General features: G+C 75.7%; 4 protein-coding genes. 3 read left to right on the top strand and 1 reads right to left on the bottom strand.

Going from position 1 to position 5134, the window contains the following annotated elements; translation table 11 throughout:
• From ABD308_RS36970 to ABD308_RS36960, 3 genes are all read left to right on the top strand, one after another.
• A partial coding sequence (locus tag ABD308_RS36970) for an SDR family NAD(P)-dependent oxidoreductase (protein WP_344344699.1) occupies positions 1-2610 on the top strand: 2610 nt, incomplete at its 5' end.
• Positions 2611-2612: 2 nt separating this feature from the next.
• The gene (locus tag ABD308_RS36965) at positions 2613-3083 is read left to right on the top strand and encodes an acyl-CoA thioesterase (protein ID WP_344344703.1); all 471 of its coding nucleotides are present in this window, start codon (positions 2613-2615) and stop codon (positions 3081-3083) included.
• Between the two features lie 5 nt (positions 3084-3088).
• Positions 3089-3658, top strand: coding sequence for a flavin reductase family protein (locus ABD308_RS36960; protein WP_425554951.1), 570 nt, complete (start codon positions 3089-3091; stop codon positions 3656-3658).
• Positions 3659-3803: 145 nt separating this feature from the next.
• Here ABD308_RS36960 and ABD308_RS36955 read toward each other — a convergent pair whose 3' ends face one another.
• Positions 3804-5129 carry a cytochrome P450 gene (locus tag ABD308_RS36955; protein WP_344344701.1) on the bottom strand — a complete coding sequence of 442 codons (1326 nt, stop codon included), beginning with the start codon at positions 5127-5129 and terminating at the stop codon, positions 3804-3806.
• Positions 5130-5134: the final 5 nt, after the last annotated feature.

The raw sequence follows: 5134 nt of genomic DNA, 5'->3' as shown, positions 1-5134 counted from the left end.
GAGCGGCTCGGCGCCCGCGGCCCCGGTGACGGGGTGCTGCTCGCCCTGCCCCGGGACTGCGACCAGCGGCACATCGCCCTGATGCTGGAGGCCGCCCGCGCCGCGCTCGACCCGGCCCGGCGCGCCGCCGGCACCCGGCTGGTCGCGGTCGGCGACCGCAGGGGGGCGGCCGGCCTGGCCAAGACCCTGCACCTGGAGGCCCCCGACATCCCGGTCACCGTGGTCACCCTGCCGATCGCCGACGACCTGCCGGCCGACGAGGCCGAGCGGATCAGCGCCCTGATCGCCGCCGACGTGGCCGCCACCACCGCCTTCGCCGAGGTGCACTACGACGCCGACGGCACCCGGCGGGTGCCGGTGCTGCGCGCCGTCGACCTCGACCCGGACCCCGACCACCAGGCGCTCGGCCCGCAGGACGTCCTGCTGGTCACCGGCGGCGGCAAGGGCATCACCGCCGAGTGCGCCATCGAGCTGGCCGGGCGCAACGGCGCCGCGATCGGCCTGATGGGGCGCTCCGACCCCGCCGCGGACACCGAACTCGCCGACAACCTGGTCCGGATGGCGGCGGCGGGCGTCCGGGTGCACTACGCCCGGGCCGACGTCACCTCCGCCGACCAGGTCAAGGCCGCGGTCGCCGAGATCACCCGCGAGCTCGGCCCGGTCACCGGCCTGCTGCACGGCGCCGGCCGCAACGAGCCGCAGGCGCTCGCCACCCTGGACGAGTCCTCGTTCCGCCGCACCGTGGCCACCAAGATCGACGGTGTGGAGGCCGTGCTCGCCGCGGTCGACCCGGCCGCGCTGCGGCTGTTCGTCACCTTCGGCAGCATCATCGGCCGGGCCGGCCTGCGCGGCGAGGCGGACTACGCCACCGCCAACGACTGGCTCACCGAGCTGACCACGCGCTTCCAGCGGGACTACCCGGACTGCCGCTGCCTGGCCCTGGAGTGGTCGGTCTGGTCGGGTGCCGGCATGGGCGAGCGGCTCGGCGTGCTGGAGGCCCTGGTCCGCGAGGGCATCGAGCCGATCCCCGCCGAGGACGGCGTGGCGCTGCTCGGCCGGCTGCTCGCCACCCCCGGCACCGCCCCGGCGCTGGTGGTGATGGGCCGGGCCGGCGGACTGCCGACGATCAGCCTGGAGCAGCGCGAACTGCCGCTGCTGCGCTTCCTGGAGCGTCCCCAGGTGCACTACCCCGGCATCGAGCTGGTGGTGGACGCCGAGCTGACCGGCGGCGGCGACCGCTACCTGCCCGACCACCTGCTGGACGGTGACCTGCTCTTCCCCGCCGTCCTCGGCATGGAGGCGATGACCCAGGCGGCCACCGCGCTGACCGGCCACCAGGGCGTCCCGGCGCTGGAGGACATGCGGTTCCTGCGGCCGATCGTCGTCCCGGTGGACGGTGCGACGACGCTGCGGGTGGCCGTGCTCGCCACCGGACCCGACACCGTCGAGGCGGTGGTGCGCAGCGGCGAGACCGGCTTCCAGGCCGACCACTTCCGGGCGACCCTGCGGTTCGGCGCGGCCCGCCCCGAGGGCGATCCGGCGCCGGTCACCGCGGAGGTGCCGAGGGTGCCGCTGGCGCCCGGCGAGCTCTACGGGCCGGTGCTGTTCCAGGGCGACCGCTTCCAGCGGCTGCTCGGCTACCGGGACCTCGCGGCGCGGCACTGCCTGGCCGAGATCGACGACACCCCGCGCTCCGACTGGTTCGCCGGCTACCACCCCGGCGAGCTGCTGCTGGCCGACCCGGGCACCCGGGACGCGCTGATGCACTCCATCCAGGCGTGCGTCCCCGAGGCCACCCTGCTGCCGGTCAGCGTCGAACGGCTGCACCTGGCCGACGCCGACGCCGCGCGCACCGGCCGGCTGCTCTTCCTGGACGCCCGCGAGCGTTCCAGGGACGGCGACAGCTACCTCTACGACCTGGACGTGCGCGACGGGGCGGGCCTGCTCGTCGAGCGCTGGGAGGGCCTGCTGCTGAGGGCGGTGCGCAAGCAGGACGGCGCCGGGCCGTGGCTGCCCGCGCTGCTCGGCCCGTTCCTGGAGCGGCGCGTCGAGGCGGCGCTCGGCCACCCGGTGCGCTGCGTGGTGCTGCCCGGCGGCGAGGGCTCGGGAGGCTCGGTCGCCGACCGGCGCCGGCGCACCGCCGAGGCGGCCGGCTGGGCGCTCGGGCGCGTCACCGAAGTGCACCACCGGCCCGACGGGCGGCCCGAACTGGCCGACGGGCGGCGGATCTCCTCCTCGCACGCGGCGGGCGTCACCTTCACGGTGGTCGCCGACGAGGCGGTCGGCTGCGACGTCGAGGTGGCCGCCGGGCGGAGCGCCGAGGAGTGGCGGGGCCTGCTGGGCGCGGACGGCGCGGCTCTGGCCGGGCTGCTGGCCGCCGAGCGCGGCGAGCCGCTGGACACCGCCGCGACCCGGGTGTGGGGCGCGGTGGAGACGCTGCGCAAGGCGGGTCACGCGGTGGCGGCGCTCAGTCTGGAGGACGCCTCCGGGCTCCCGGCCGGCTGGGTGGCGTTCCGCGGCGGCGCGCACCGGATCGTGAGCTTCGTGACCGCCCTGGACGGCGTCGCCGACCCGGTGGCCTTCACCGTCCTGACCGGAGGTGCCCGGTGACCGTGCCCGACTACTACGAGTACCGCCATCTGGTGGGCTTCGAGGAGACCAATCTGGTCGGCAACGTCTACTACGTCAACTACCTGCGCTGGCAGGGTCGTTGCCGGGAGATGTTCCTGCTGGAGAAGGCCCCCGCGGTGCTCGCCGACATCCGCGCCGACCTCAAGCTGTTCACCCTCAAGGTGGACTGCGAGTTCTTCGCCGAGATCACCGCCTTCGACGAACTGTCCATCCGGATGCGGCTGGCGGACCTCACCCAGACCCAGGTGGCCTTCACCTTCGACTACGTCCGGCTGGCCCCGGACGGCGGCGAGTACCTGGTCGCGCGCGGGCAGCAGCGGGTCGCCTGCATGCGCGGCCCCAACACCGACACCCGCCCGACCAGGGTGCCCGAGCCGCTGCGGCTCGCCCTGGCGCCCTACGCCGTCGCCGTGACGGCGCCCTCCCTGACCGGCACCACCACCGTGGGGTGATCTCCATGTCCTCCGTCCCCTCCGCCTCCGCACCCCTTCCCGGCTCGATCGACCTGCCCCCGCTGCCGGCGGAGGCCCCCGAGACGGACGTCCACGACCGCCGCGCGCTGCGCGGGGTGCTGGGGCGCTTCGCCACCGGGGTGACCGTGCTGACCGCCGGGCGTGACACCCCGTGCGGCATGACGGCCAACTCCTTCACGTCCGTCTCGCTCGACCCGGCGCAGGTGCTGGTGTGCGTGGTGAAGTCGGCGGCCCTCCACGAGGCCGTCCTGGCCGAGGGCGCGTTCGCGGTGTCGGTGCTCGCCCGCGACCAGGAGTGGGTGGCGCGGCACTTCGCCGACCACGGACGGCCGCGCGGGGCGCGGGAGTTCGAGGGGATCGACCACGCGCCGGGCCGGCACACCGGGGCGCCCGTGCTGGGCCGCGTCCAGGCGTGGCTGGAGTGCCGGCTCAGCGCCGTCCACGAAGGGGGTGACCACACCATCTTCGTCGGCTCGGTGCTGGGCGCGGGCCGCTCCGCCGGCGCGGACCCGCTGCTGTTCCACGGCGGGGCCTTCGCCGGGCTCGCCGACTGACGCACCGCCCGTCCCGTACGCACCGTCGAAGCACCAACGCCCGGCCGGGGCCTCCCCGGCCGGGCGTGCCGCGTTCGGGAGGGAGCCGCCGGGCACGCGGAAGGTCCGGGCCGACGGGCGGCCCGGACCTTCGGTGCGGGGGCGGTCAGTCGCGCGGTTCCACGGTCATCGGCAGCCCGCCCTTGACCCGCAGCGTCAGCATCGGCTCGGCCCTCACCCGGTGGCCGGCCGGGACGGACAGCCGCAGCCGGCGCAGCAGGACGGCGAGCACCACGGTGGCCTCCAGCATCCCCAGGCCGCTGCCCACGCAGACCCGGGGGCCGGCGCCGAACGGCACGTAGGCGTAGCGGTGGCGGCCCTGCGCGCGGCCCTTGGCGAAGCGGTCGGGGTCGAAGCGCCCGGGGTGCTCCCAGAAGGCCGGGTGCCGGTGCAGGGTGTAGGGGCACAGCACGACGTCGGCGCCGGCCGGCACCCGGTAGCCGCCGATCTCGTCCTCGGCGAGCGCCTTGCGGGGCAGCAGCCAGACCGCCGGGTAGAGGCGCATCACCTCCTGGAGGACGGCGGAGGTGTACGTGAGCCGGTGGACGTCCTCGAAGGCGGGCAGCCGGTCGCCGAGGACCTCGTCGACCTCGGCGCGGACCCGGTCGCCGACCTCGGGGTGCCGGTCGAGGAGGTACAGCGTCCAGCCGAGGGTGCTGGCCGTGGTGTCGTGCCCGGCGAGCAGCAGGGTGATCAGCTCGTCGCGCATCCGGTCCCGTCGGGCCCGGGGGTCGCGCTCCTCGGCGGTGGCGTCGATCAGCCGGGACAGCACGTCGTCGCGGGTGCCGTCGGACGCCGGGTGGTGGCGCCGCTCGCGGTCGAGCGCGGCGACGATCCGGTCCAGCTCGGCGCGCGCCTTGCGGAACCGGAGCTGGAGCGGCAGCGGCACCCAGGAGGGCACCGAACTCAGGCTCATCATCTCGAAGATGGCCTGGTCCTGGACGACCTCGAAGGCCTCGCCGATGGACTCGTAGGCGCCGAGGTCGGTGTCCAGCAGCGAGCGGCCGAGCACGCCGAGGGTGAGCGTGGTCATCTCCTGGCGGATGTCCACCGGGCCGCGGCCCGCCGCGTGGCGCAGCCGGTCGGCGAGCAGCGCCGCCTCCTCGGCGATCGCTCCGGTCTGCCGGGAGATCCGGCGGGCCTGGAACACCGGCTGGATCACCTTGCGCTGGGCGCGCCACAGGTCGCCCTCGCTGGTCAGCAGCCCGTCGCCGAGGGCGCGGCGGGCGTGCACCAGGCCGATGCCCTTGTGGTAGTTGACGCTGTTGTCGGTGAGCACCCGGCGGATGTGGTCGGGGTGGTTGAAGAAGTAGAGGGTCTTGGGGCCGAGCGGCAGCCGCACCGCGTCGCCGTAGACGGCCGCCGCCCGGGTCATCACCGTCAGCCGGTCGGCGGCCATCCGGGCCAGCAGCAGCGGGGTGGCGGCGAGCAGGCGGC

This window comes from Kitasatospora putterlickiae (assembly GCF_039527695.1).
Taxonomy (GTDB): domain Bacteria; phylum Actinomycetota; class Actinomycetes; order Streptomycetales; family Streptomycetaceae; genus Kitasatospora; species Kitasatospora putterlickiae.
Note: the sequence above shows the minus strand (reverse complement) of the source record. Positions and strands in the feature narration are given on the sequence as shown.

What these genes read in the sequence shown, in the direction of transcription:
- ABD308_RS36960 (WP_425554951.1), top strand. Translation starts at nt 3,089, where the DNA reads ATGTCCTCCGTCCCCTCCGCCTCCGCACCCCTTCCCGGCTCGATCGAC.